We start from the raw sequence: 23,395 nt of genomic DNA on the forward strand, positions 1-23,395 counted from the left end.
GCCAATCCTTGATGTCATTCTGTTGGTACAGCCGGTGCTCTAAACTCTTTGAATAACGATCGATGCTCGTCCAGAAAGCGCTGGCTAATTATCATTCTCACGACGGGCAAACAGATCACCGATGGACGCGACAAAATGCGTATTCATTGCTGCGGTCGCAGCTTTCGGGTCACGATCGGCGATCGTGCGCGCTAACGCATGATGATGTGCCAGCACGGCGGCACGCTGCCGCGCGGTGGTCCGCGTTGCCCACGCTGCAGGGACGGCATGAACCATCATCGGTGCGAACGAGCGGATGATCTGCAAGAACAACATGTTGCGTCCAGCCTGCGCGATTGCTTGGTGAAACGCGATGTCGTGGCGGGTCAGCGCATCGATATCGCTACCGGCTGCTTCCATTGCCTCGGCCAGACCGATGATCGTCCGCGCCTCTTCGTCGGTGCGGTCGATCGCGGCGAGCTCGGCAGTGCGCAGTTCCAGCGTACGGCGCACGTCCCAGATCTGTACCATCGAGATTTGCGCCGTTGCCACCGCGTGGTCGAGCGACGTTGCCATCACAGATCCGTCGATCGCGGCTACGCGCGCGCGCCTGCCGTTGCCTACGTCGATAAGTCGCAACGCCGCTAGAGCGCCGAACGCCTCGCGGAGTACTGGGCGGCTGACACCCAGTTCTGTCGCAAAATGCCCTTCGGACGGCAGCGTGTCGCCGACTTTCATGTCGTTCGTGCGGATATGCGTGCGGACCGCATGGACTGCCTGATCGACCAGCGAGCCGCCCTCTATCAGTCGCACGCTCGTCGCGCTCATGCCGCGAGCCGTGGTGCGCGCAGCGACGACGGGGTCGCGCCGAACTGCCGCGAGAAGGCCCGCGTGAAACTGGCATTGTTGAGATAGCCGCACTGGTATCCGATCGACGATACCGGCAGATCGGTCGCGATCAGCATCTGGCGTGCCGCTCCGAGCCGCCTGTCCAGCAGCGCGTCGGCGACCGTGCAGGCAAACATGTCGCGGAAGCCGCGGGTCAGCTTCGCACGGTTCAGTCCACAAGCGCGCGCGATCGAATCGAGCGTCATTTTCTCACCCCAGCGCTCGTCGATCATCCGCTTGGCTGCGACGATCCGCTGGCTATCGCGAGCGGACAACTGCCCGGCGCCCGCGAGCGGCACAAGGTCGTCCTCGACGATCCGTTGAAACGTGATGGACAGGAGTTCGATGCATTTTGCGGACCGGTGCGTGCTGCGCCAGGGCTCGGAGAGCGCGCAATCGCGGATCGCGACGACGATCAGCCGCAATTCGCTTGGCAGATGACACGCGATGTCCGCGTCAGGCGCGTAATCGAAGACCCGCAGGCAGGCACCGCGTTCGACCGCAAGAATGAGGTCTGCCCGCTCCTCCGAAAGAACCGCACCGGTTGTGACGGTGACCTGCGCCGGCGTATGCTCGCCCAGCGTGAAGCAGAGGACCACGGCATCGGCGGGGAACGTCGTCGGGTCGACCATACCCTCGCCGATGAATGCCACCATCTCGGGCGACACCGTGACGCGTTCCTTGTGCATGCTTCCCTCGCCCACCACCGCTCTCCTTCTCCCGTTTGCCGGGCTTGGGTCGATCATGCAGCTATCAGATAGCTCCTGCAAGAGCTATCTTACAGGTCAGGCCGTTGCTGACACCGGCGCGCGACGCATCGCAATCGTAAAGGCGACGACGGAGATCGCGCTGGTCACCACGCCGACGATCGCGAGACCTTGCGCGAGATGCGCCTCGCCGCCCAGCATGCCGCTTGCAGCCGCCACCAGCGTGGGTGCGAGGCCGTAGCCGATCAGCCCCGCGATCGCGATGAACGCGCCGATGCACAACCCGCGCAGTTCGTTGGGAATCAGCACGGTCAATGCCACCGAAGTCACTACGCCCGTCACCGCACCGCACGTTACCAACAATCCCACGGCGACCCCGAACAGCGGGACAGAGGGCATGATCGGAAACAACGCCGCGGGTACGCCGAGCGCGGCGGCAAAAATCGCACCGATCAGCAGGCCACCGCGGCGGCCACTCTTTTGCCCACGATCGGCGGACAGACCACCGACGATCGCACCGACCACGCCGGCACCGAATAGCAGCGCGCCCATCCAGCCGGCGAACTGGTCGGGTTGGAGGTGGAACGTTCGCGACAGGACCGGCGAAACCCAGATCCCAGCCGCGGCATCGGCCATCACGACGCTGATCTGGCCGACGAACAACGGGATCAGGAACACGCGACGCGCCCAGAGTTCGCCAGCCACGACCTTGAACGGCGCATGGGTGCCGGCCGCAACCTCCTGCCGCACCGGTTCGCGCAGCAGGAACAGTGGCAGGATGGCGAGCATGCTGACGACCGCCAGGCACAGATGCACACTTCGCCACGGCATCATGCCTGCGAACCACGCTGGCGCGCGGCCATGTGCGAACAGCCCGAACAGTGCGCCCGACAGTGCCAAGGCGAGCGCGACGCCGAGCGACTTGCCGAGGTTGACGATTAGCATCGCCCTGCCCCGCTGCGTCGGAACGCAGAAATCGGCGCACAGCGAGAGCGCTGCGGTCAGCGCGCCGGTCGTGCCGATCCCGGTCAGCATGCGTGCGACGAACAGCAACGGAACGCTATGCGCGAGCCCGGTCAGCACCGTGCCCAGCGTCCACACGAACGCGAGAACGATCATCATTCGTACGCGGTTGTAGCGATCGACCATGATCCCGATCGGGATCGAGAACACCGCCAGCGGCAGCGCCGCCGACAGCCCCTGGATAAGGCTCAGCGTATAGTCGCTGAGGTGAAGTTCGGCTTTCGCGCCTTCCTGCACCGTGCCGAATGCGCCCATCATCGTGAAGCCAACCGCCATGGCCAGCGCGAGCGCGAGCAACGGCAACAGCGTCTTGGCAAATGGCGGTGCGGCCGCCTCGATCGGTCGGGCGAAATCTGTCATTCTGGATCCTTATGCAAGCGCACGGCGCAGAGCCTCGTGGCTGTCGCGGCGTGCCTGTTGCGAGACCGGACCGTCGGCGAAGATGTCGAAGGCGTGATAGCCGCCGGGATAGACGTGAAGCTCGACCGGCACTCCGAAGCGAATCAGCCGCGTCGCGTAATCGATGTCCTCTTCGACGAAGAGATCGAGCGCGCCGGTCGCGATATAGGCGGGCGGCAGGTTGCCGAGATCCGTTGCCCGTGCTGGTGCGGCATAGGGTGACACGGCGTCGCCACCGGGCGCGTGGCCGAGCAACGCGGTCCAGCCAAAACGATTGCTCTGCGCGGTCCAGACGAACTCTCCGGCATAGGGATGCGGCGGTGCGGTACAGCTACGGTCGTCGAGCATCGGGTAGATCAGGTGCTGGAATGCGAGCGCATGTTCGCCACGGTCGCGCACCATCAAGGCCAGTGCCGCGGCATACCCGCCGCCCGCGCTCTGCCCCATCACGCCGAGCCGCGCCGGATCGATCCCGAGCCGGTCGGCATGGGCGATCGTCCATACCAGTCCTGCGTAGCAATCCTCGATCGGGCCGGGAAAGTTCGTCTCCGGCGCCAGCCGGTATTCGACCGACACCACGACGCACTGCAGATCGGCGACGAGCGGACGAAGCAGCGGATCATAGTCGGACACCTTGCCCATCACATAGCCGCCGCCATGGATGTGATAGATGCACGGCAGGGCGCCGGTGACGCCCGCCGGGCGGAAGACGTGCAGGTCGATATCAGGCGCCCCGGCAGGCCCTGGAACCGTATGAATCTCCAGCGTCGCCAGGGTTTCGTCGGCGGGCGGCAGCATCGACGGTCGGTCGCGCATCGCCGGCAGGATGTCAGCGGTGAGCGAGATCTGCGGCAACATCTCGAGCAACGGGCGCAGCGTCGGATCCACCAGGTGCAGGCTGTCCATCATTCTCTCCACGATCCTTGTTGTGACGCGCGTCCGATACCGGAACGGCGTTCAGAACGCGAAGATCTTGCCCGGATTGAACAGATTGTCGGGGTCCAGCGCGTGCTTCAGCGTCCGCATCAGTTCGACCGCGTCGCCCAGTTCAGCGACCAGCCAGTCCTGCTTGCCGATGCCGATGCCGTGTTCGCCGGTGCAGGTGCCGTCCATCGCCAGCGCGCGCTCGACCATCCGTGCGTTGATCGCCGAGACCTCGGCCAACTCCGCCTCGGACTCCGGATCGATCGAGAAGACGACATGGAAATTGCCGTCGCCGACATGCCCGAGAATGGTCGCGGGGACCGACGACGCCTGGAGGTCGGCCTTGGTCTCGCCGATGCACTGCGCCAGGCGACTGATCGGCACGCACACGTCCGTCGCCCAGCCGACTGCGCCCGGACGCAGGTTGACCGCCGCGTAATATGCCTCGTGCCGGGCCTTCCACAGCTTCGAGCGTTCCTCGGGCAGGTTCGACCAGCGGAAGTCGCCGCCGCCGTTTGCCGCCGCCAGCTCGCGCACCGTCTCCGCCTGTTCGTCGACATAGCTTGGCGAGCCGTGGAATTCGAAGAACAGCGTGGTCAGTTCGGGGTAATCTAGCTTCGACCAGGCGTTGACCGCCTTCATCTGCATGTCGTCGAGAATTTCGACGCGAGCGAGTGGCACGCCGATCTGGATCGCCTGAACCACCGTATCGACCGCGCCGTTCAGCGTTTCGAAGCTGCACACCGCGGACGAGATCGCCTCGGGAATGCCGTGCAGCCGCAGCGTCACCTCGGTGATGATGCCGAGCGTGCCTTCGGAGCCTACGAACAGCCGGGTCAGATCATAGCCCGCCGCCGACTTCCGCGCGCGACGGCTCGTACGGATCTCGCGCCCGTCCGGCGTCACCACGCGCAGGCTGAGCACGGCCTCGCGCATCGTGCCATAGCGCACCGCATTGGTGCCGCTCGCGCGCGTCGCGGCCATCCCGCCGATCGTCGCATTCGCACCGGGATCGATCGGGAAGAACAGCCCCAGGTCGCGGATATGCTCGTTGAGCTGTTCGCGACGGACGCCGGCCTGCACCGTACAATCAAAGTCCTCGGCGTTGATCGACACGATCTGGGTCATCTCGGACAGGTCGACCGAAACGCCGCCATGCACCGCCAGCGTGTTGCCCTCGATCGAGGTCCCCGCACCGAACGGCACGATCGGCACCTTGGCCGCGGCGCACAGCCTGACGAGATCCACCACCTCCTCGGTCGACCGCGCGAAGACGACCGCGTCGGGAAGCATCGGGACGAAATGCGCCTCGCTGCTACCGTGGTGGAGGCGCATCGCGTCGCTCATGTGCAGCGCAGTGCCGAAACGCTGCTGGAGCGCTGTGACGAACGCCGGATCGAGCGGCGCCCTTTCGATCTGTTCGACGTGCATGGTCATCCTAGAACCGGAAGCTCGCCCGCACGCCGTATCGGCGGCGGTCGCCCTGGATGGCGAGGTTCGACGCCAGCGGCGCAAGCCCGGCCCGCACCAACGCCGATTTGTCGATATAGCTTTCGATGAATTTGGTATTGAACAGGTTGGTACCGAACGCAGTCACCGTCAGGCCGCTGGAGAAGCGGAAGCCGAGCGAGGCGTTAGTGATAGCATAGGCCGATAGCCTGGGCGCGACATCGGGGTCGAGCGACGACCCGATCCGGCTGCCCTTCCCGAAGATCCCCGCGTCCAGCAACACCGCGTTATCGCCGACCGGGACGGTGTAGGTGGTGTTGAAGTTGAAGTTGTAGTCGGGCGTGAAGATCACACGGTCGCTCGATACATGGACGCCGGTGGTCGCGAAATACTGGCTGTCGTCGGTGATGCGGGCATGGAGATAGGAGGCGCCGGCGTCGATCCGCCAATGATCGGTAAGGCGGAGGTGCGCTTCCAGTTCGGCGCCGTAACTCTTGACGGTGCCGGTGTTCAGGTTGATCGCGACGAACCCGCCCGTGGCACTCGGCGCCAGCGAGTTCTGACCGATGAAGTCCTTGTAATCGTTGTAGAATATGTCCGCGTTGATCGTCAGGCGGCGGTCGAATGCATCGAACTTCGTGCCCAGCTCATAGGTCCAGACATTGTCGCCCTTGTACGTTGCGTCCTGCGGCCGCGTACCCGGACCGTTCTGGCCACCGCCGCGGATTCCCTTGGCGACCGAGGCATAGCTCATCACCGCCGGCGTCCAATGCTGCGTCAGCGTGACGCGGGGTTGGAACTGGTCCTTCTTATAGACCGGCGCGGTATAGGGCGTCACGCCGTTGATCTGGCTCGCGACCAGCTTCTGGTGATCGTAGCGCCCACCGACCGCGAGATCGAGCGTGCCAACCTTCAGGAAAGCGGTCGCGAAGATCGCGCGCGTGTCGTTGCGGACATAGGTCGACGAAGGCGTGGTCGAGGCGGGCAGCGGGAAGGTCGGGCCCAGCAGCGCGCGGAAGTCGATCGTCGTCAGCTGATCACTCACCTGCGTGTAGCGATTGCCGTACAGCCCGATGAGCGTCGAAAACGCATCGCTCCACTGCGTATCGAAGCGCAATTCGGCCGTCTTGGTCTTCAAGGTCGAACCACCGCGGGTACGGAGCAGGTCGACCGCACCAAAATCGCCGTCATTGACCCCGGAAAGATTCTTCTGGTTGTACGCGCCAATCGCGGTGATCTTGGTCTTGAGCGATGCGACGTCGAACTCGCCCTTCACGTTCGCGCCGTAATAATCGATCACCGCCCGGTTCAGCACGTTGGTCGCGCCATCAAGCCGGTAATCGGTCGGCCCGGCGACATGGATGTACGACGTGCTGCCCCCTGCGGCCCGGTCGTAATTGCCGTTGACGGTGAACACCGCCCAGTCGGCGGGCGTGAAGCGGAGCGTGCCACCGACGCTCTGCTGCTTCAGCGGGTTCATGTCGCCGATCGTCAGCGTGTTGCGCATGAAGCCGTCCTGCTCATGATAGGACGCGCCGATCCGGAACTGGAGCAGGTCGCGGACGATCGGCCCGCTGACCGACCCCGAGACCGAGGCGTAGTTGTCCGTACCGGCGATCGCGGCGTCGAACCGCCCCTCCCACTCGTTACCCGGCTGGCGCGTGATGACGTTGATCGCGCCGCCCAGCGTGTTGTTACCGAACAGCGTTCCCTGCGGCCCGCGCAAAACCTCGATCCGCGCGACGTCAACGATCGGAGAGTTCAGATATGATGTGTTCGGCTGATAGACGCCGTCAATGAAAATGCCGACGCCGGGCTGCACAGTGTCGATCAGCGTCGTACCGATACCGCGGATCGACACGAATGCGCGGCCGACGCTGTCGGAATTGATGTTGAGGCCCGGCGTGTAGGACGCGATGTCCTTCACCGTATTGACCTGCAATTCCTTCAGTCGGTCGCCGGAGATCGCCGTCACCGCGATCGGCACATCCTTCAACGATTCCTGGCGCTGACGTGCGGTGACGATGATGTCGTCGGAGCGTGCGGGAGGTGTCGCCTTTGCCTGATCGGCGGCGTCTTGCGCGGATACCGGCGTGGTGACGAGCGCGGCGACGGCGCATCCTCCGGCGAGCAATGTCTTGAAGCGCATTGGATCCTCATCCCCTCAGAGCGCCGATCCATCGCCGGCTACTTCTAGGCTCCAAGCTATCTGATAGCTGACCTGTCTGAAAGGTTATCGACTGTGCCGCCCGGCTCGCGGGCTTCGCCGATCGGTACGCTACCAGCAGCTATAGCCGCCATCGGCGAGCACGATGCTGCCGGTCATCAGACTGGCCGCGTCCGAGGCAAGAAAGGCGACGATCACCGCGACTTCTTCAGGTTCCCCCAGGCGCCCCTGCGGCGTACCGTCGATCCAACGCTTGTACATCTCCCCCTCGCGGTCGGCGAAGCTGTTGAGGACGGTGTTGATATAGGTCGGCGCGACGGCGTTCACGCGCACACCGCGCGGCGCCCATTCGACCGCGAGGCTCTTGGTGAGCTGATGCACCGCGGCTTTCGATGCGTTGTAATAGCTTTGTGGTTGCGGCCGGTTGACGATGAAGCCGCTCATCGAACCGACATTGACGATCGCGCCCTTCCCTGCCGCCAGCATGTGCCGTCCAAAGGCGCGTGCACACCAGAAGGTGCCGTTGAGATTGACGTCGAGCACGTTCAGCCAATGCTCGTCGGCCACGTCCTCAGCGGCGGTCTCGCTCCGCGCGATGCCGGCATTGTTGACGAGAATGTCGATCGCCCCGAGCTGATCGGCCAAGCCGGTGACCTGTGCAGCGTTGGTCACGTCCATCACATCGCCGTCAACCGCATGGCCCTTGTCCGCAAGCGCAGCCCGCCCCGCCGCGATCGCCACCCCGTCGCGGTCGGCTAACGTCACGTGTGCGCCCATTTCGGCTAACGCCTCGGCACAGGCGAGACCGATTCCCGCCGCGCCACCCGTCACGACAGCACGGCGGCCGGTGAGCTTTAGTCGTTCGAGATACATGACCGGTCCTTCACGGCAGATAGGGTGCGGCGGGCATAACGGGCTCATGCCGCGCCTCCTGCCGGACCAGGGAATAGACCTGGCGCGTCTCGGTATCGAACTCGGCCCAAGGCAGGTTGCCGTCCGTTGCGAAGCGGATCCACAGCGCGTGCATCCGGTTGGCGAGGTCTTGCGGCGGGTTGGGTCCGCACAAGCCCTGCTCGCCGGTTGCGGTCGCCAGCGTATCGAACACGAACGGCAACTCCATCCCGTGCGACGCACCGAGTTGGCCGCCGAACATCGGCGAACGCCAGTCGAACTCGTACATGTGCGTGCGCCCTTGGTGCGCCTCGGCAAACCTGCGTGCGGGCCAGCGAAAGACGAGGTCGTTCATCGCGTCGGTCAGCGCCTGGCCGGGCTTCCTGCCCTTCGTCCCGATACCATATGCCTTCAATACCTTGCGGGCATGCGGTTGCGACTTGTGGAGGACATAGGTTGCCAGCAGCCGCCCGATCTTGTCCCGCAGGCCGGTCGGGACGAGGTACAGGTTCATCTCTTCCGCGTTGGTGCCGATCAACAGGTCGACTTGCGCGCCCGCACCGTTCGCTAGCGCATCGAGCGGACGCTGCGGCAGCACGTCGTCGCCGTGGACGGGCACGAAGCGGCTGATTCCGAAAACTGGTTCGTGCCCGCCCTCGTCGCGCAGATCGATCCGTGCGGTCGGCGCGGATACCGCCTCTACCGCGTCGATCAGCGCATCGTACGGTACGCTGCCAAAACCACTGACGTTGGGAGTGATTTTCAGGACCTTCGCCAGCTTCTTCACCAGACGCTGCATCACCGGCACCGAACGCGTCATCCCGCCATGCCCGCTCTGAACGATCGCGCGCCGGAACAATCCCCTTGAGAGCGGGGATGCCATCAGGTCGGCGATCGCCATCGCGCCGGCGGATTCGCCGAACACCGTGACGTTGCCCGGATCGCCGCCGAACTGGGTTATGCCGTCCCGTACCCACGTCAACGCCGCGATCATGTCGCGGAGGCCGAGGTTGGTCGGCACGCCCGGGATCGGCAGGAAGCCGTCCACCCCCATCCGATAGTTGATCGCGACGCAGATCACGCCGTCGCGCGCGAAGGTGCCGCCGTCCTGCACGGGCGCATCCTTGCTGCCGATCACGAAGCCGCCGCCGTGGATGAACACCATCACCGGCAAGCCGGTCCGGTCGTCATCGGGGCGACAGATATTCGCCGTCAGATACTCGTCGCCCGGCACCCAGCCTTTGCCGATCAGCGGTACGATATCGAGGCCGGGAAATGCCCTGGTCCGCTGCGGCGCGTTGGGTCCGGCCACCGTCGCGTCGCGCACCCCGGACCACGGCGTGACCGGTTGTGGCGGCGCGAACCGGTTCGCACCCACCGGCGCCGCGGCGTAAGGCACGCCGAGGAACCGCACAACACCGCCCGCAGCGTTTCCCTGCACGATACCGTCGGCGGTCGAGACCATAGGTTCGCTCACGATATTCTCTCCTTCCGATCCTCAGCCGCGATCGAAGGGCAACGGTAGCAGCCGCGAAGCGCCAGTCTCGAACTCAGGCTATGCCAATCGTTGTTTTGATCGTGCCGTACGGCGGGCAAGCACCCGCCCACGTTACCAGGCCCCAGTTCCAGTCGCGCCCTGCCGGTATTCGGCGATGCGCCGTCGGGTCGCCGGGGACGTAGTTTCAGGCAGGTCGTCCACCGGAAACCAGTCAGCCTGTTCGATCTCTTGCAGATCAGCACGACCCAGCATTCTGCTTGCTGCCGTTCGCACGATAAAGATCACGATATGATCGTCCTTGCTCTCTCGGCGACTGTGATAGACGCCCAGCACCCGCTCGATCACCGGGTCGGCAATCGCCACTTCCTCGGCAAGCTCCCGCATAAGCGCGGCGGCGATACTTTCGCCCTTTTTCACGCCGCCGCCCGGAAGATACCATTGATCGACATAGGTATGCCGCACCAACGCGACCCTCTCGTCCGGATCCAGCAACACAGCGCGGACACCGATCGTGCGCGGCTTGCTGATCCGCCATACCAGCCTTGCTACCCTGCCGACCATCCGATGATGTATCCCCACGCGCTCGTTTCCCTGCCTGTAGTCGACGCTTCGCAGTGATACCGTAGAACAGGGTCGTACGCTCCAAATGCCTTCGGTGCGCATAGTCATGCAGCGGCCTTGCACAGTAATTGGTTTCGTCGCCTGCCCCGAATGCGCGCAGAATGCGACAGCTCTCCTGATATCCGGATCACGGGGACGGCGCGTCGGGATTACGTCTGCTCGCCGTGCTTGCCATCCCGGACATCGGCGAGGGGCCAAGACGTGGGAGAGTGATGGTGAATCAGGGTGCGCAGCTGTTTGCGATCAAGACGCGGGTACGACCATGAGGCAGCTTCACCGCGCGAACAATGTTGCTGACCTGCGCCTCATGGCACGCAAACGGTTACCGCGACCGATCTTCGACTATATTGACGGTGGCGCCGACGACGAAGTGTCGCTGCGCCGAAACGTCACCGCATTTTCAAACTACGAGCTGGTGCCGGACATACTGAACGACGTCTCTGCAGTCCGCACCGGCACGACGCTGTTCGGACAACCATCGCGCTGGCCACTGATGCTGGCGCCGACGGGGCTCACCCGGATGTTCCACGGCCATGCCGAACTGGCCGTCGCTCGCGCTGCTGCGCGTCACGGTATAGTGTACAGTCTGTCGACAATGGGAACGACGCGGCTGGAAGACCTTGCCCAGGCATTCGCCGGACCGAAGGTTTTCCAGATCTATATCTTCAAAGACCGCGGTCTGACCACAGAGTTCGTCGCGCGTTGCCGGGATGCAGGCTTTCACGGGCTGGCGCTGACCGTCGACACGCCGGTCGCCGGCAACCGCGAGCGAGACAGGCGCAGCGGACTGTCCCTGCCGCCCAAGCTGACGCTGAAGTCGTTGCTGAGTTTCGCGCGTCATCCGTCATGGTCGCTGCCCGCGCTGACAGGGTCAAAATTCGATCTCGCGAACGTGAGCCACAGGGTCGACGCGCTCGCGTCGGGGCAAATGAGCCTGTTCGATTATATCGGCGGCCAGTTCGATCGGTCGGTCGGTTGGCGCGACGTCGAATGGCTCGCACGCGAGTGGAACGGGCCGCTCGCGATCAAGGGCGTGATGACTCCCGAGGACGCGCGGCGTTCGATCGCGTCGGGCGCGACCGGCGTGATGGTATCGAACCACGGCGGACGCCAGCTCGATGGAGCGCCCGCCCCGATCGACCAGATCGCAGCGGTACGCGACGCGGTTGGCGGTGGGCCGGACGTCATCTGCGACGGCGGCATCCGACGCGGCTCGGACGTCGCGAAGGCGTTGGCGCTCGGGGCAACCGCCTGTGCGATCGGGCGCCCCTATCTGTACGGCCTCGCAGCCGGCGGAGAAGCAGGCGTCGATCGCGCTCTGACGTTGTTGACAGAAGAGTTCGAGCGCACATTGACGCTCGCCGGCGTGAACGATGCAGCAGTCCTGTCACGTGGCCATGTTCGGACTCGGGAGAACCGGCGTGATATGACGTAGCTCTCGACTTGAATGAGAGCGCCATGTTCGCTTGCGCTACTGGGCAGGCTTAACGATGCGTGTGTATCCGACGCCTGCCGCCTTGGCCGGATCTGATCTGTTTCTGCATAACTATACTCAAGAGACCAGCCTAACGCCTTGATTTAACCAACCAAAATTCGGGCTCTTGCTCCAATTTGCTCCAAAATCAGATTCGCCTCCAAGACCGGCCGTTCCGACGGCTTTCAGCGTCTCGCAACTCCGGACGCTCGTTCATATCCGTCACACGACTACGCGATAATCTCGGCTTTAGGTCTTTCCTGCCGTTCCTCCTCGGCTGGCGGGAGCATTGACAAGGTGAATGTCGATCGATCCTAGGTGCCGATAGACGATCCGGGGGACCAGCCATGAAGACGATTTTCGCGACCTGCACCGCCACGCTGGCGTTGCTCGCCGGCCCCGCGATTGCACAGACCAAGGCGCCAGCGGTGACCCGGTACGAGATCGCTTTCCCCAACGCGGTCCATCACGAGGCACAGGTGACCGTCACCTGGCGCGACCTCGGACCGGCCCCCTTGCGTGTCCAGATGTCGCGCTCCTCGCCCGGCCGCTACGCGATCCACGAATTCGCCAAGAACGTCTATTCGCTCGCCGCCAAGGATGGGCGCGGTCGCGCGCTCGCGATGACGCGGACCGACCCCTATGGCTGGACGATTTCCGGGCACGACGGGACGGTAAGCGTTTCCTACACGCTGTTCGGCGATCACGGAGACGGCACATATGCGCAGATCGACGCGACCCACGCGCATCTCAATATGCCCGCGACCTTTTTGTGGGCGGTCGGGCAGGCCGCGCGCCCGATCAGCGTCCGGTTCGTGCCCTTCGACGCCAAGTGGAAGGTCGCGACCCAGCTCCAGCCGACCGACGACCCCTACACCTTCGCCGCGCCCAACTTCCAATATTTCATGGACAGCCCCACCGAGCTGTCCAATTTCGATCTGCGCGAATGGCAGGTCGGAGAGGGGCCGACGCGCGCCACGATCCGGCTCGCGGTCCATCACGACGGCTCGCCCGCCGACCTCGATCGCTTCGCCGCCAGCGCCAAAAAGGTCGTCGCGCAGCACATAGCGATGTGGGGCGAACACCCCGCGTACGACTTCGGTACCTACACCTTCATCGCCGACTATGTGCCGCAGATCAGCGGCGACGGCATGGAGCATCGCAACTCGACGATCATATCGCAGCCGCGTTCGTTCACCGCGGCGAATTTTGCGCAGATCGACACACTTAGCCATGAATTCTTCCACAGCTGGAACGTCGAGCGCATCCGCCCTGCCGAGCTCGAACCGTTCGACTTCACCCGCGCCAACCCGACCCCGTCGCTCTGGCTTGCGGAAGGGTTCACCCAATATTACGGGCCGCTGATGATCCGCCGAGCGGGGGAATCCGCGATCGACGCGTATCTGCGCGGGGTCGGCTCTACCGTCAACGCGCTAACCACTGGCACCGCACGCCGTTACGGCGGTCCGCAGGAAATGAGCCTGCGGGCGCCGTTCGTCGATGCGGCAAAGTCGATCGACGCGACGAACCCCAACATCTTCGTGTCCTACTACACCTATGGCGCCGGCCTCGCGCTCGCCCTCGACCTGACATTGCGCCAGCGTTACCCGGGCATCACGCTCGACACGTTTATGCGCCACCTATGGCAGACCTTCGGCAAGCCTGAGCGCCCCTATACCCGCGCCGACCTGTCGCGCGCGTTAGGCGAGGTGACCAAGGATCCCGCCTTCGCGGACGCCTTCTTCAGGACCTCGGTCGATGCCGAGGCGCTCCCCGACTATGCTCCCCTGCTCGACCAGGCGGGTCTGAAGCTCCGTCCCGCCAACCCGACCGCCGCGTGGCTCGGCAACGTCCGCCTCAAGACTACCGGCACCGACGTCCGCATCGACGGCGCGCCCGCCCCCGATACTCCGCTCTACCGCGCCGGCTTCGACAATGGCGACCAGATCGTCAGCCTAGGCGGGACGGTGATCACCAGCGATGCTGACGCGGCTGCGGCGCTTGGCCGTTACAAACCCGGCCAGACCGCCGACATCACCTACCGCCAACGCGGCCTCGACCGCCGCGCCACGCTGACCTTCCTCGCCGACCCCACTGTCGAGGTGGTCCGCTACGAAACCGCAGGGGTTAAACCAACCGCCCAACAACTCGCGTTTCGCGCCGCGTGGCTCGGGCCGGATGCAGTGGCCAACTAGGCAGGGTCGACACTCAGGGTTTCAAATACGCTTAAGGCTGGCCCATGGATGTCCATGGGGATCGGCAGCGCATGACGACGGAGGAGAAAACTGTTGGGCTACTTAGAGGCCACGACGACCAGTTGCGGACGTTCGCGGGCTCGTTTTGGCTTCTCAACTTCGGCCGCGCGTTCATGTCGCAAAAGCGCCGATCCGAGCGGCTTGGTTTGGGGACATTCCCGCCGATTGCAGCGATAACCCGAACGACAGCTCTAGGCAGAAGCCGACGTTCAGGCGCAGTCTTCGTTGGAAACGATGCCGCTGATCAAATCATCAAGGCGGTTCAGCCGCTCGTTCCATTCCTGACGGTGATAGTCGATCCAATCCTGCAACGGCGCGAGCCCGGCAGGATCGAATTGACAGGTGCGCACCCGTCCAAGCTTGGTCGAGCTGGCGAGCTTGGCTTCCTCAAGAACTGCAAGGTGCTGGCCTATCGCTGTCTTGCTGATCGCCAGTACCGCAGCAAGTTCCGAAACGCTCGCGGGCTGCTCCGCAAGATGACTCACTATGCGACGGCGATTGGCGTCACCCAGCGCATGAAACAGAAGGTCGACCCTCGACGAGCGGACAGTCTCTACGGCAGGCTGCATCATGCGGGGTGCAGTTCCGAAGCCATCGTGTCGAGCAGGAAGTCCCACCCCATCCGGCGCATTGCCGGGCCGTCGGCGCCTTCGAAATAGACGGCCTGGTGCGTCAGCAAGACCTCGCTCTTGTCGCCGAGCGGCGCAATTTCCACGGTGACCACGGCAGCAGATACGCGGGCCTGATCGACGTCGAGCGTTTGGAAGAACACGATCCGAGCGTTATCGACGATCTCAGCATAGGTTGAGGTCCAGCACAGCTCCCTTCCCGCGATAGGAGTGCCTGGCAGCATCCTGGCGGTGAGCTTCTCCTCACCGCCCGGACGAAAGTCGAAGCTGTAGGACAATGGCTCGTGTCCGGGACTGGCGGCGTACCACCTGTTCTTGCGGTCCTGAAAAGCGAAGGCGCCAAAAATCGCGGGCGGAGCGGCATCGCAGGTTTTGCGGATTTTGAAGGTATCGTGTGTGATGGTCATCGACTCGCTCCTCAGTGAAGCTTTGACTTCACTAATTTTCAAAAGCCTTTTGGTCAAGTCTGTACTTCACTATTGCGCCCGCGACTGTTGGATCGGCGATGGCCACGGGAGGACCGAGGCGTCACCGGCACCGATGGTTGTCACGCACCGTTCAGGCGGGCAGGCCTTTTTCGCGATCACGATCGCTGTCGATGCGCGATTATAGCGGTCGAGCCACCCAGCGGCGCGCGCCGCGTCCGCGACGAGTTCCGGATCGTCGGCGACATAGAGCTCGCCTGCCAGCATCCGCTCCTTCTGCGTCATCGCCATCAACTCAGGTCGTGGAGGTCCTTGCCCAACGGGGCTGTGATGCTCAGGTCTGAAAAACGCACGTCCAGTCCGGCACGTTCGGGCGTGCAGGCCATCGGTCCAACCTGATAGGCGGGGGCGATCGGAAAGGGTGCCAGTCTGACCAAAGGCCACGTCTTGCCGTCTGCTGAGACCTGCAACCGCAGGACGCCCTTGGCGACCGTCGCGCGCATCCAGAAATCCTGCGCGTCATGCTCATAGGGGCCGGTCGCCCAGTCGGACTTGCCATCGGTCAGCACGCTGCTCAGCATGGCGCGCCCGTCGGACAATTCGATCCCCGCCTTGACCCAGCGCCCTTCGTCGACCCGCACCATGATGCCGGCCTGATCGTAGAGTTTCTGATACTGGCCGCGAATGCGCAATTGGGCGGTGAACGCGGCAGGCGCGGTGAAGCCGAGGAAATGACCGCTGTCACGGGTGAAGCCGTAATGCGTCTCGCGCCAGAAATCGCTGCCCTTGTCGGTGACGAGCGTCAGGTCTCCGCCGGGTGCGGCCTTCCAGGCCTTGGGCGCATTCAGCCAGCGACCGTCACGGCGCCCAAGCGCCGAGATTGCCGAGCCCTGCGCGGTCGCGACGCCGGCATTTCCCGCGATCGCAAGCGCTGCGGCACCACCGATTACCGTCCGCCTCCTCACCTGGTCCTCCATCATAGCCGCTACCTTCCAATAACCCTCGATATTATGTACATATGTACACATGCCGAGATCGAGGTAAAGAGGCGATGACCCAACAGTCCCGGCGCAACGATCCGACACGGCGGCAGCGCATCGTCGATGCGACGCTAGGAGTCATTGCCGAGCTTGGAACCGCGGCAACGACTCATCGCCGCATCGCCGAGGCGGCGCAGGTGCCGCTGGGATCGGTCACCTATTATTTTGCGACCCTGGAGGACCTGCTCACGGCTGCCTTCCTGCAACTGGCGGCGGAATCCTCTGCGGCGTTCCGCGCGCGCCTGGAGTCCGCGACGGACCGCGCAGAGGCGTGTACGGCAGTCATCGACATCATAGCCAACCAGGTCTGGGCGGAACCGCGCACGTTGTTGTTGAGCTACGAACTCTACGCCTTCGCGGCCCGGCACCCACCGGTCAGCGCGGTCATGCAACATTGGATGGACAGCAGTCGAGGCGCCCTGGGCCGCTTCTTCGACCCGCTCACGGCGCGCGCGCTCGACGCGCTGATCGAGGGTATCGGCATCCACAATTCGATCGACCGCGCCCCCCTAGAGCGCGATGCGATCAAGACCATCGTCCAGCGGATTGCCGGGTGTTAGCCGGTCCGATCCATCCGGGTACCCCAGCGCAAATGGCGCGACGGTCAGGGTCAAGCCGATGCATGAGGTATCACTGCCGCATGACCGCATTCGGTGCCCCTTTTATGCGCGCGCCGCTCCGGGCTAATGCGCGGTCCGTAGGAGAATATTCATGACAACAGCACCGGTCGCCCTTCTCTACCAAGCGCTTGCACCACCGCTGATCGACGGACTGCGAAAGGACGCGAAGCCGGGCGGATATTCAGATGGCGGCGCCGACATTGCTTTCGCCTTGCGGACGGCTGGGGTGGATGTTGTCACACCCGCCTCCGCGCCAGACCCTTCAAAGGCACTCGACTGGGTATTCCCGGACACGGCCGAGGGCATCCGTAGCGCAGGCGCGGCCGGCGCATCGGTCCTGTGGGCGAACACGGTCTTGTTCGAAGGGCATCCGCTCGAGACGGCGATGGTCGACTTCGACATCGTCGGGCAGCTTCCTGCGGCGATGCAGGCGTTCGACGACAAGTTCGAGACCAACCACCTTCTTGCCAAAGCTGGCCTGCCGGTAGCACGATCGTTTCTGCTGTCTGGCACGGCGAAGGAGAACGTCTGCGCGCTCGCCGATGTCGAGCACGCGTGCGCGTCCCGCGGCATGTCCTTTCCGATGATCGTCAAGCCGGTGCGTGGCCGTGGTAGCCAGGGCGTGACCCTGGTGGAGAGCCTCGATGCCCTGCGCGATGCCGCGACTGCGTTGATCGCAGCCGCCAGCTTCGGCGACATGCTGATGGTGGAAGAATTTCTCGATGGTGACGAGATGACCGTCACCCTCATGCCGCCCGCGTCCCCGCGCCCGGATGGTTCGCGGGCACCGACGCACTGGGCCCTGCCGCCCGTGTACCGTTTCGATCAGCGCGGCGGAGTAGCACCTTATAATGGCGACGTTCCGGTGACCGCCAACAGCATCGCAATAGCCCCGGAGCGACTTTTCGATCCGGCCATCGTGGCGATGATCGAAAGCTGCGTCTCGGCAGCCGCGTTGGTCGACGCGCGCACCGCGATCCGGATCGATTGCCGGGCCGATCGTCATGGTCTGTTCAAATTGTTCGACCTCAACATGAAGCCCAACATGACCGGGCCGGGCCGCCCGGGGCGCGAAGATCAGGATTGCCTCTCGGCCATCGCCGCCCGCGCTAACGGTTGGAGCTACGTTGATCTTTTGCAGGCGATGCTTGCTGCCAAATGGAGGCTCGAGCCGCTAAGGGAGCTTAGCTAAGAACGTCAGCTACGGGGCGGAAGTACCTGCCCATGCTTCCGGTCAGACCCATAAGGCGACGCTCAGACCGTCCTACCGTCGCCCGAAGAGGCGACGGTCGTTCCGCTTCGGATTTTAGCCGACGCGCCCGCTGCGACAGGCTAGTCGAGCCGGCGTTCCAATGAGGCTCTCGTCGACCATGCCGGCTGCATCCGATCGGCTAGAATTTCGACCCGAAAGTGATGCTCGGCAAAAGTATAGGCAAGAGTGCTCCTTATCGGTCCGGTCCGACCAGTTCCGCTGGAACCGGCCGAGCACTTCCGCCGAGATGTCCTTCTTGACGGCGAACAATCGCCGGACTGGCGCCGACACGTCTAACCCAGCCTGCACCCGTAGGCGGAGATCTTGGCGAAGCTCGCTCCGGGGTCCCACCCGCTTGTTGCGATAGAATCTCCACTCACCCATCGCGGCCGCTACCGCGCGGAGGTCGTCCCAGAACGGACCCGAGATTACATCGGCGCGAGTTTCCCACGACCATCCTGCCCCGTTCTGCACCGATAAGCTGCCCGAGGAAGGCACCGAATGCCAATAGCACCTTGACCAGCCGGAGTGCGCGGTCGACGCAGTCTGGATGACGGATCCGAAGGCAGCCACTCTTTCCCTGCTCGAGCGCCGCGCACCCGGGGCGACGATATGCCCAAGCGAGGTGGCCCGTTCAATGGCACAGGATTGGCGCAGCGCAATGCCTGCAGTCCACGAAGCGATAGACGAGCTAGTCAGCGACGGGCTGGTACAGCTTAGCTGGAAGGGACAGCCGCTTGCAGAGCGCTCAGGGCCGTACAGGATCCGCAATCTTGGCGGCGATTGAAGCTAGGGCGTAATTCGCATGCTTTGCCCATTCCAGTATCAGACGTCCGCACAACAACGTCATATTCAGCAGCTGCGGCTGCGGCGACTCACAGGCAGACTTTCATGCCGCTCCTTCTGCTGCCCGCAATCAGACATCGGTTTAGGTTGGCACGCTGTGCTCCTTGGTCGCTTGCGACACGAACACCGAAAACGCCAGCGTGACACCTACGATTATCAGGACGCCTCAGAACGTCAGGTGCAGGCCGCCGACCCCTGCCCCACGAGCATCTACTGAACCTGTTGCAGCGGCCCAGTGGGTCCGCGTTCTAGGCTGGTAGGCACAGTGCCCAGCACCGCCGCCCCAAGCGTGCTGCCAGATTGCAGGCAACAAGTTGGAGGCCGTCGTGGCGCCACGCTCTGCCAAATCCACGCTGCCCCGGATCAGTGTAAGGATAATGCACCACAACCCATCTTTGGCAGGTCGCACAAAATTTAGCTTTGCCGTCTCATTATGCGATAGCGCTGCGAGAATTCCGGAGCGCAATATGAAAACGATCTTACTCAGCTTGTCTCTGGCAGCAGTGGCCGCACCGACAATCGCGAAGACGGATGACGTGAAGGCCAGCGCCGCGCGCCAAGCGGAGGAGCGGTTGCATACCGATTGGGCATGGCTCGGCCGCTACACGGAGGCCAATACGGCGTTGCCTGCCGGCATGGCGGGCCCACGCGTCGTCTTTATCGGCGATTCAATCACGCAGGGCTGGTTCGACATGGCCCCTACCTTCTTTACCGACAACAACCGCATCGGACGCGGGATCGGCGGACAGACAACGCCGCAGATGGTGTTGCGCTTTCGCCAGGACGTGATCGATCTGAAACCCGTGATCGTCCAGATCATGGCCGGCACCAACGACATTGCCGGCAATACGGGGCCGATGACGCCCGACCAGTCGAAGGCCAATATCATGACGATGGCGGAACTCGCGCGCGCGCACGGGATCCGTGTGATCCTCGCCTCGATCCCGCCCGCCGCAAATTTTCCGTGGCGGCCCGGCCTCGAAACCGCCGACAAGATCGTGGCGATGAATAGCTGGTTGAAGGAATATGCTGCGCAGACCGGCGCTACCTATGCCGATTACTGGACGGCGCTACACGACGGCAAGGGGTTCCGCGCGAGCCTGACCTATGACGGCGTCCATCCGAACAAGGCGGGATATGCCGTCATGGGACCGGTTGCCGAAGCGGCGATCCGCGCCTCTCTCGTCAAGCCGGCGCCAAAGGCGCTCGCGCGGTGATCGTCCTCGCGCTGGCGCTCGCCGCCGTCACCGCCGGCCCGTTGGTGCGCGTCGACGATGGTCCGGTCCGCGGCGAGGCGCTTGCGAACGGCGGTGCGGTGTTCCGCGGCATCCGCTTCGCCAAACCGCCGACCGGACCGCTGCGGTGGCGCGCGCCCGAACGGCCGACGCGTTGGACTGAACCTGTCGAGGCAATCGCGCCCCATGCGGCCTGTCCGCAACCCGTCTATGGCGACTGGAACCGGGACGCGGCGATCCATAGCTCGGAGGATTGCCTGTTCCTCGACGTACGCACGCCGACGTCGAGCGCGACCGCGGCGCTGCCGGTGCTGGTATGGATCCACGGCGGTGGCAATCGCGCGGGCGCCGGCGGCGGCACCGTCGAATCGCGGATCACCGAAGCAGGCATCGTGCTGGTGAGCGTCCAGTACCGCCTCGGCGCGCTCGGCTTCCTGTCGCATCCCGCCCTCAGCCGTGAACAGGGGGGGCATTCGGGCAATTACGCGTTGATGGACCAGCAGGCGGCGCTCGCCTGGGTCCAGCGCAACATCGCGCGCTTCGGGGGCGATCCAAAGCGCGTCACGATTGCGGGGGAATCTGCCGGCGCGCAGGACGTCGCGCTTCACCAGCTGGCCCCGGCTTCGCGCGGGTTGTTCGCGCAGGCGATCCAGGAAAGCGGAACGCCCAGTTTCGGTGTCGCTCCGCGCACGCTAGTGCAGAACGAACGCCTGGGTGAACGTCTCATAAGGGCCGCCGGACTGCCGGATACGGCCCCGACCGCCCAGCTCCGCAACCTGTACGTCGACAAAATCCTGGAGGCGCAAGATGCAGTCGATGTTCCCGATCTGGACGATGACAGCTTCATCTGGTTGCAGGCGGTAATCGACGGTCGCGTCCTGACCGATACGCCCGCCAAGCTGCTGGCGGGCGGCCGGTTCGCGCGCACGCCGCTCGTCATCGGCGTCAACGCAAAGGAACTGCCCCTGCATGGCGGTCGCGCTGCGGCGGAGGCGACGGTTCGACGCGAATTCGGTGCGGGCGCCGACCGGGCGCTCGATCTCTACGGTCTCCAGCGAGGCGGCACGCCGGTCGATGATCTGCGCCTGGGTGACGTCACCGCGCAGATCGCCGATGACGTGACCTTTCGCTGTCCGACGATTGCCGTCTCCAAGGCATTCGCACGCGTCGGTGTACCGGTGTGGCAGTATCAGTTCGACTACGCGCCGGCTGGCGGTACGGTCAGCCATGCAAGCGAGATCGGCTATGTGTTTAACCCGCCGCAACCCGGCCAGCCGCCGCTACAACGCTATTGGGTCAACTTCGTCAGAACCGGCAATCCCAACAGCGCCGGGTTGCCCCTATGGGCGCGCTATTCGGTCGACACGCGCGCCTACATGGCGTTCGAACAGACTGGCCCGGCTGCGCGGCGAGACCTGCGCGGGCCAATCTGCACGCTGCGCGACATTCCCTAACGCGCCGGCATCATCAGGCGATCGGGAGCGCCGCCGGGCTCGGCAGCCTGCGCGCGCGCCGGATGGCGCGCCGACAGGCCGAGGAACGCGTCGTGCGGCTGCGCGAGCGCAACTGCCTGTGCGATCGACTCCTTCATCCGGGCAAACGCCGATTCAAGGTCCTGAACCGAGAAATGGTCGGCACCAGGATCATGCGCGGCGGCGTCGATCCCGAAACCTGCATACATCGACAACCAGCTTGGATCCTGGAACGATTCCCACTCATACCGGACCAGATGGCCGCGCGCCTTGAACAACCGGAGCTTGTGCGCCAGCGCGTTGGGGAGCGCCGTGTCGCGGCAGCGATCCCACATCGGCTCTCCACGCCTGACATTGGCAAAATAATGGAGCAGCAGGAAATCGCGGATCCGCTCATATTCCAGTCCGGTCGTGCGATTATATTCCTCCGCCAACGCGGGATCGAATCCGCGATCGGGCAGCAGGGCGAGAAGCTTTTCGATACCCGTCTGTATCAGCGTGATGCTGGTCGATTCGAGCGGTTCCATGAAGCCCGCAGCGAGACCAAGTGCAACACAGTTCCCCTGCCAGAAGGCCGTACGCCGCCCGGTGCGAAAGCGGATCATGTTTGGCTCGCCTAGCGCTTCGCCCTCAAGCCTCCCCTTCAGCGTAGCGACCGCCTCGTCGTCAGAGATGTGACGGCTCGAATAGACATACCCGTTGCCGACGCGGTGCTGGAGCGGGATGCGCCACTGCCAACCGGCTTCGAGCGCGGTGCTGCGTGTATACGGGGTCAGCGGCCCCGATCGCGTACACGGCATCGCCACTGCCCGGTCGCACGGCAGCAGGTTCGTCCAGTCTTCATATGGCACGCCCAGCGCGCCGCCGAGCAGCAGCGACCGGAAACCCGAGCAATCGATGAACAGATCGCCGTCGATCGCCTTGCCGCAACTGGTGTCCACCCCGCTGATGAACCCCGTGCGACCGTCGACGCGCACATCGGTGATAGTGGCATCGATGTGTTCGACGCCCCATGCGATCGCCTTCTGCGCCAGGAACCGTGCGAATAGCCCGGCATCGAAGTGCACCGCCCAGTCGAAAAACAGCAGATCATGAACCGGCCGGTCGGTCGGCGGCATGAACAGGTTGCGCTCCGCCAGCGCGGTCGCGAGACAGAAATCGGCCAGCGGCGAAGCGTGACCGGCAGCGTTCATCTTGCGCCAGTAATGATGGAACGCCACGCCGCGCGATCGCATGCCGTACAGGCCAAACGGGTGGAAGAAGCGCTCGCCTTCGCGCTTCCAGTCGACGAACTCGATACCGAGTTTGACCGTGCCCTGCGTCGCCGCCATCACCTCCTGCTCGGTGACGCCGATTTCGCGAAAGAAATCGCGGATGCCCGGCACGGTCGCCTCGCCGACGCCGACCGTGCCGATCGCGCTGGAGTCGATGACCGTGATCTTGACCGGCTGTCGCTCGAGCCGGCGCGCGAGCAACGTTGCCGCCATCCATCCCGCCGTGCCGCCCCCGACGATGACGATCGAGCGCAGCGGCCCGCGGGCGGAGGCCGGACCCGGTGTTCTGCCCGTCATGACCAACTCCCCGTCAACGCAGTCCGGCGT

General features: G+C 64.2%; 21 protein-coding genes. 7 read left to right on the forward strand and 14 right to left on the reverse strand.

Features of this window, described 5'->3' with window-relative positions:
- Positions 1-84: 84 nt before the first annotated feature.
- From ASE89_RS11565 to ASE89_RS11605, 9 genes are all read right to left on the reverse strand, one after another.
- Entirely contained in the window at positions 85-807 is a 723-nt protein-coding gene (locus ASE89_RS11565; protein ID WP_056677755.1) for a FadR/GntR family transcriptional regulator, read from the reverse strand.
- Positions 804-1,571, reverse strand: a complete 768-nt coding sequence (locus ASE89_RS11570) for a helix-turn-helix transcriptional regulator (RefSeq protein ID WP_236701730.1) — start codon at positions 1,569-1,571, stop codon at positions 804-806. Before ASE89_RS11570 ends, ASE89_RS11565 begins: the two co-directional genes overlap by 4 nt.
- 81 nt (positions 1,572-1,652) lie before the next feature.
- Positions 1,653-2,957, reverse strand: coding sequence for an MFS transporter (locus ASE89_RS11575; RefSeq protein WP_197979538.1), 1,305 nt, complete (start codon positions 2,955-2,957; stop codon positions 1,653-1,655).
- 9 nt (positions 2,958-2,966) lie between these two features.
- Positions 2,967-3,902: an alpha/beta hydrolase gene (locus ASE89_RS11580; protein ID WP_056677758.1), complete on the reverse strand. Its 936-nt coding sequence runs from the start codon at positions 3,900-3,902 to the stop codon at positions 2,967-2,969.
- A 51-nt stretch (positions 3,903-3,953) separates the two neighbouring features.
- Positions 3,954-5,357, reverse strand: a complete 1,404-nt coding sequence (locus ASE89_RS11585) for an FAD-binding oxidoreductase (RefSeq protein ID WP_056677761.1) — start codon at positions 5,355-5,357, stop codon at positions 3,954-3,956.
- A 1-nt stretch (position 5,358) separates the two neighbouring features.
- Complete coding sequence (locus ASE89_RS11590; protein ID WP_056677764.1) at positions 5,359-7,518, reverse strand: TonB-dependent receptor; 2,160 nt, start codon at positions 7,516-7,518, stop codon at positions 5,359-5,361.
- A 129-nt stretch (positions 7,519-7,647) separates the two neighbouring features.
- Positions 7,648-8,409, reverse strand: coding sequence for an SDR family NAD(P)-dependent oxidoreductase (locus ASE89_RS11595; RefSeq protein ID WP_056677766.1), 762 nt, complete (start codon positions 8,407-8,409; stop codon positions 7,648-7,650).
- 10 nt (positions 8,410-8,419) lie between these two features.
- Positions 8,420-9,904 carry a carboxylesterase/lipase family protein gene (locus tag ASE89_RS11600; protein WP_082451437.1) on the reverse strand — a complete coding sequence of 495 codons (1,485 nt, stop codon included), beginning with the start codon at positions 9,902-9,904 and terminating at the stop codon, positions 8,420-8,422.
- Positions 9,905-10,036: 132 nt separating this feature from the next.
- Complete coding sequence (locus ASE89_RS11605; RefSeq protein WP_236701731.1) at positions 10,037-10,504, reverse strand: NUDIX domain-containing protein; 468 nt, start codon at positions 10,502-10,504, stop codon at positions 10,037-10,039.
- Positions 10,505-10,571: 67 nt separating this feature from the next.
- On the opposite strand from ASE89_RS11605, the gene ASE89_RS11610 reads away from it, so the two are divergent.
- Both ASE89_RS11610 and ASE89_RS11615 read left to right on the forward strand, forming a co-directional pair.
- Positions 10,572-11,981, forward strand: coding sequence for an alpha-hydroxy acid oxidase (locus tag ASE89_RS11610; protein ID WP_236701732.1), 1,410 nt, complete (start codon positions 10,572-10,574; stop codon positions 11,979-11,981).
- Positions 11,982-12,367: 386 nt separating this feature from the next.
- A complete protein-coding gene (locus ASE89_RS11615) occupies positions 12,368-14,215 on the forward strand; it encodes a M61 family metallopeptidase (protein WP_056677776.1) in 1,848 nt (615 codons plus the stop codon).
- A gap of 269 nt (positions 14,216-14,484) precedes the next feature.
- Here the strand turns inward: ASE89_RS11615 and ASE89_RS11620 are convergent, their stop codons facing one another.
- From ASE89_RS11620 to ASE89_RS11635, 4 genes are all read right to left on the reverse strand, one after another.
- Positions 14,485-14,847: an ArsR/SmtB family transcription factor gene (locus tag ASE89_RS11620; protein ID WP_197979539.1), complete on the reverse strand. Its 363-nt coding sequence runs from the start codon at positions 14,845-14,847 to the stop codon at positions 14,485-14,487.
- Positions 14,844-15,311, reverse strand: a complete 468-nt coding sequence (locus ASE89_RS11625; protein ID WP_056677779.1) for an SRPBCC domain-containing protein — start codon at positions 15,309-15,311, stop codon at positions 14,844-14,846. Before ASE89_RS11625 ends, ASE89_RS11620 begins: the two co-directional genes overlap by 4 nt.
- 69 nt (positions 15,312-15,380) lie before the next feature.
- Entirely contained in the window at positions 15,381-15,620 is a 240-nt protein-coding gene (locus ASE89_RS21515; RefSeq protein WP_056677782.1) for a maltose acetyltransferase domain-containing protein, read from the reverse strand.
- Complete coding sequence (locus ASE89_RS11635) at positions 15,620-16,294, reverse strand: DUF1349 domain-containing protein (protein ID WP_236701733.1); 675 nt, start codon at positions 16,292-16,294, stop codon at positions 15,620-15,622. The genes ASE89_RS21515 and ASE89_RS11635 overlap by 1 nt, the downstream gene beginning before the upstream one ends.
- 86 nt (positions 16,295-16,380) lie before the next feature.
- Between ASE89_RS11635 and ASE89_RS11640 the strand changes: the two genes are divergently transcribed.
- From ASE89_RS11640 to ASE89_RS11655, 5 genes are all read left to right on the forward strand, one after another.
- Entirely contained in the window at positions 16,381-16,929 is a 549-nt protein-coding gene (locus tag ASE89_RS11640; RefSeq protein ID WP_056677788.1) for a TetR/AcrR family transcriptional regulator, read from the forward strand.
- 151 nt (positions 16,930-17,080) lie between these two features.
- On the forward strand, positions 17,081-18,181 hold the full coding sequence (locus tag ASE89_RS11645) for an ATP-binding protein (RefSeq protein ID WP_056677791.1): 1,101 nt from the start codon (positions 17,081-17,083) through the stop codon (positions 18,179-18,181).
- 610 nt (positions 18,182-18,791) lie between these two features.
- Positions 18,792-19,028: a DUF3253 domain-containing protein gene (locus ASE89_RS19795; RefSeq protein ID WP_082451438.1), complete on the forward strand. Its 237-nt coding sequence runs from the start codon at positions 18,792-18,794 to the stop codon at positions 19,026-19,028.
- A gap of 526 nt (positions 19,029-19,554) precedes the next feature.
- Positions 19,555-20,304: an SGNH/GDSL hydrolase family protein gene (locus tag ASE89_RS11650; protein WP_056677794.1), complete on the forward strand. Its 750-nt coding sequence runs from the start codon at positions 19,555-19,557 to the stop codon at positions 20,302-20,304.
- Positions 20,301-21,776, forward strand: a complete 1,476-nt coding sequence (locus ASE89_RS11655; protein WP_056677797.1) for a carboxylesterase/lipase family protein — start codon at positions 20,301-20,303, stop codon at positions 21,774-21,776. Before ASE89_RS11650 ends, ASE89_RS11655 begins: the two co-directional genes overlap by 4 nt.
- On the opposite strand, the gene ASE89_RS11660 is transcribed toward ASE89_RS11655, so the two are convergent.
- A complete protein-coding gene (locus tag ASE89_RS11660) occupies positions 21,773-23,365 on the reverse strand; it encodes a tryptophan halogenase family protein (protein WP_056677800.1) in 1,593 nt (530 codons plus the stop codon). The genes ASE89_RS11655 and ASE89_RS11660 overlap by 4 nt on opposite strands.
- Positions 23,366-23,395 lie beyond the last annotated feature (30 nt).

It is taken from the genome of Sphingomonas sp. Leaf30 (assembly GCF_001422525.1).
Lineage (GTDB): Bacteria > Pseudomonadota > Alphaproteobacteria > Sphingomonadales > Sphingomonadaceae > Sphingomonas > Sphingomonas aerolata.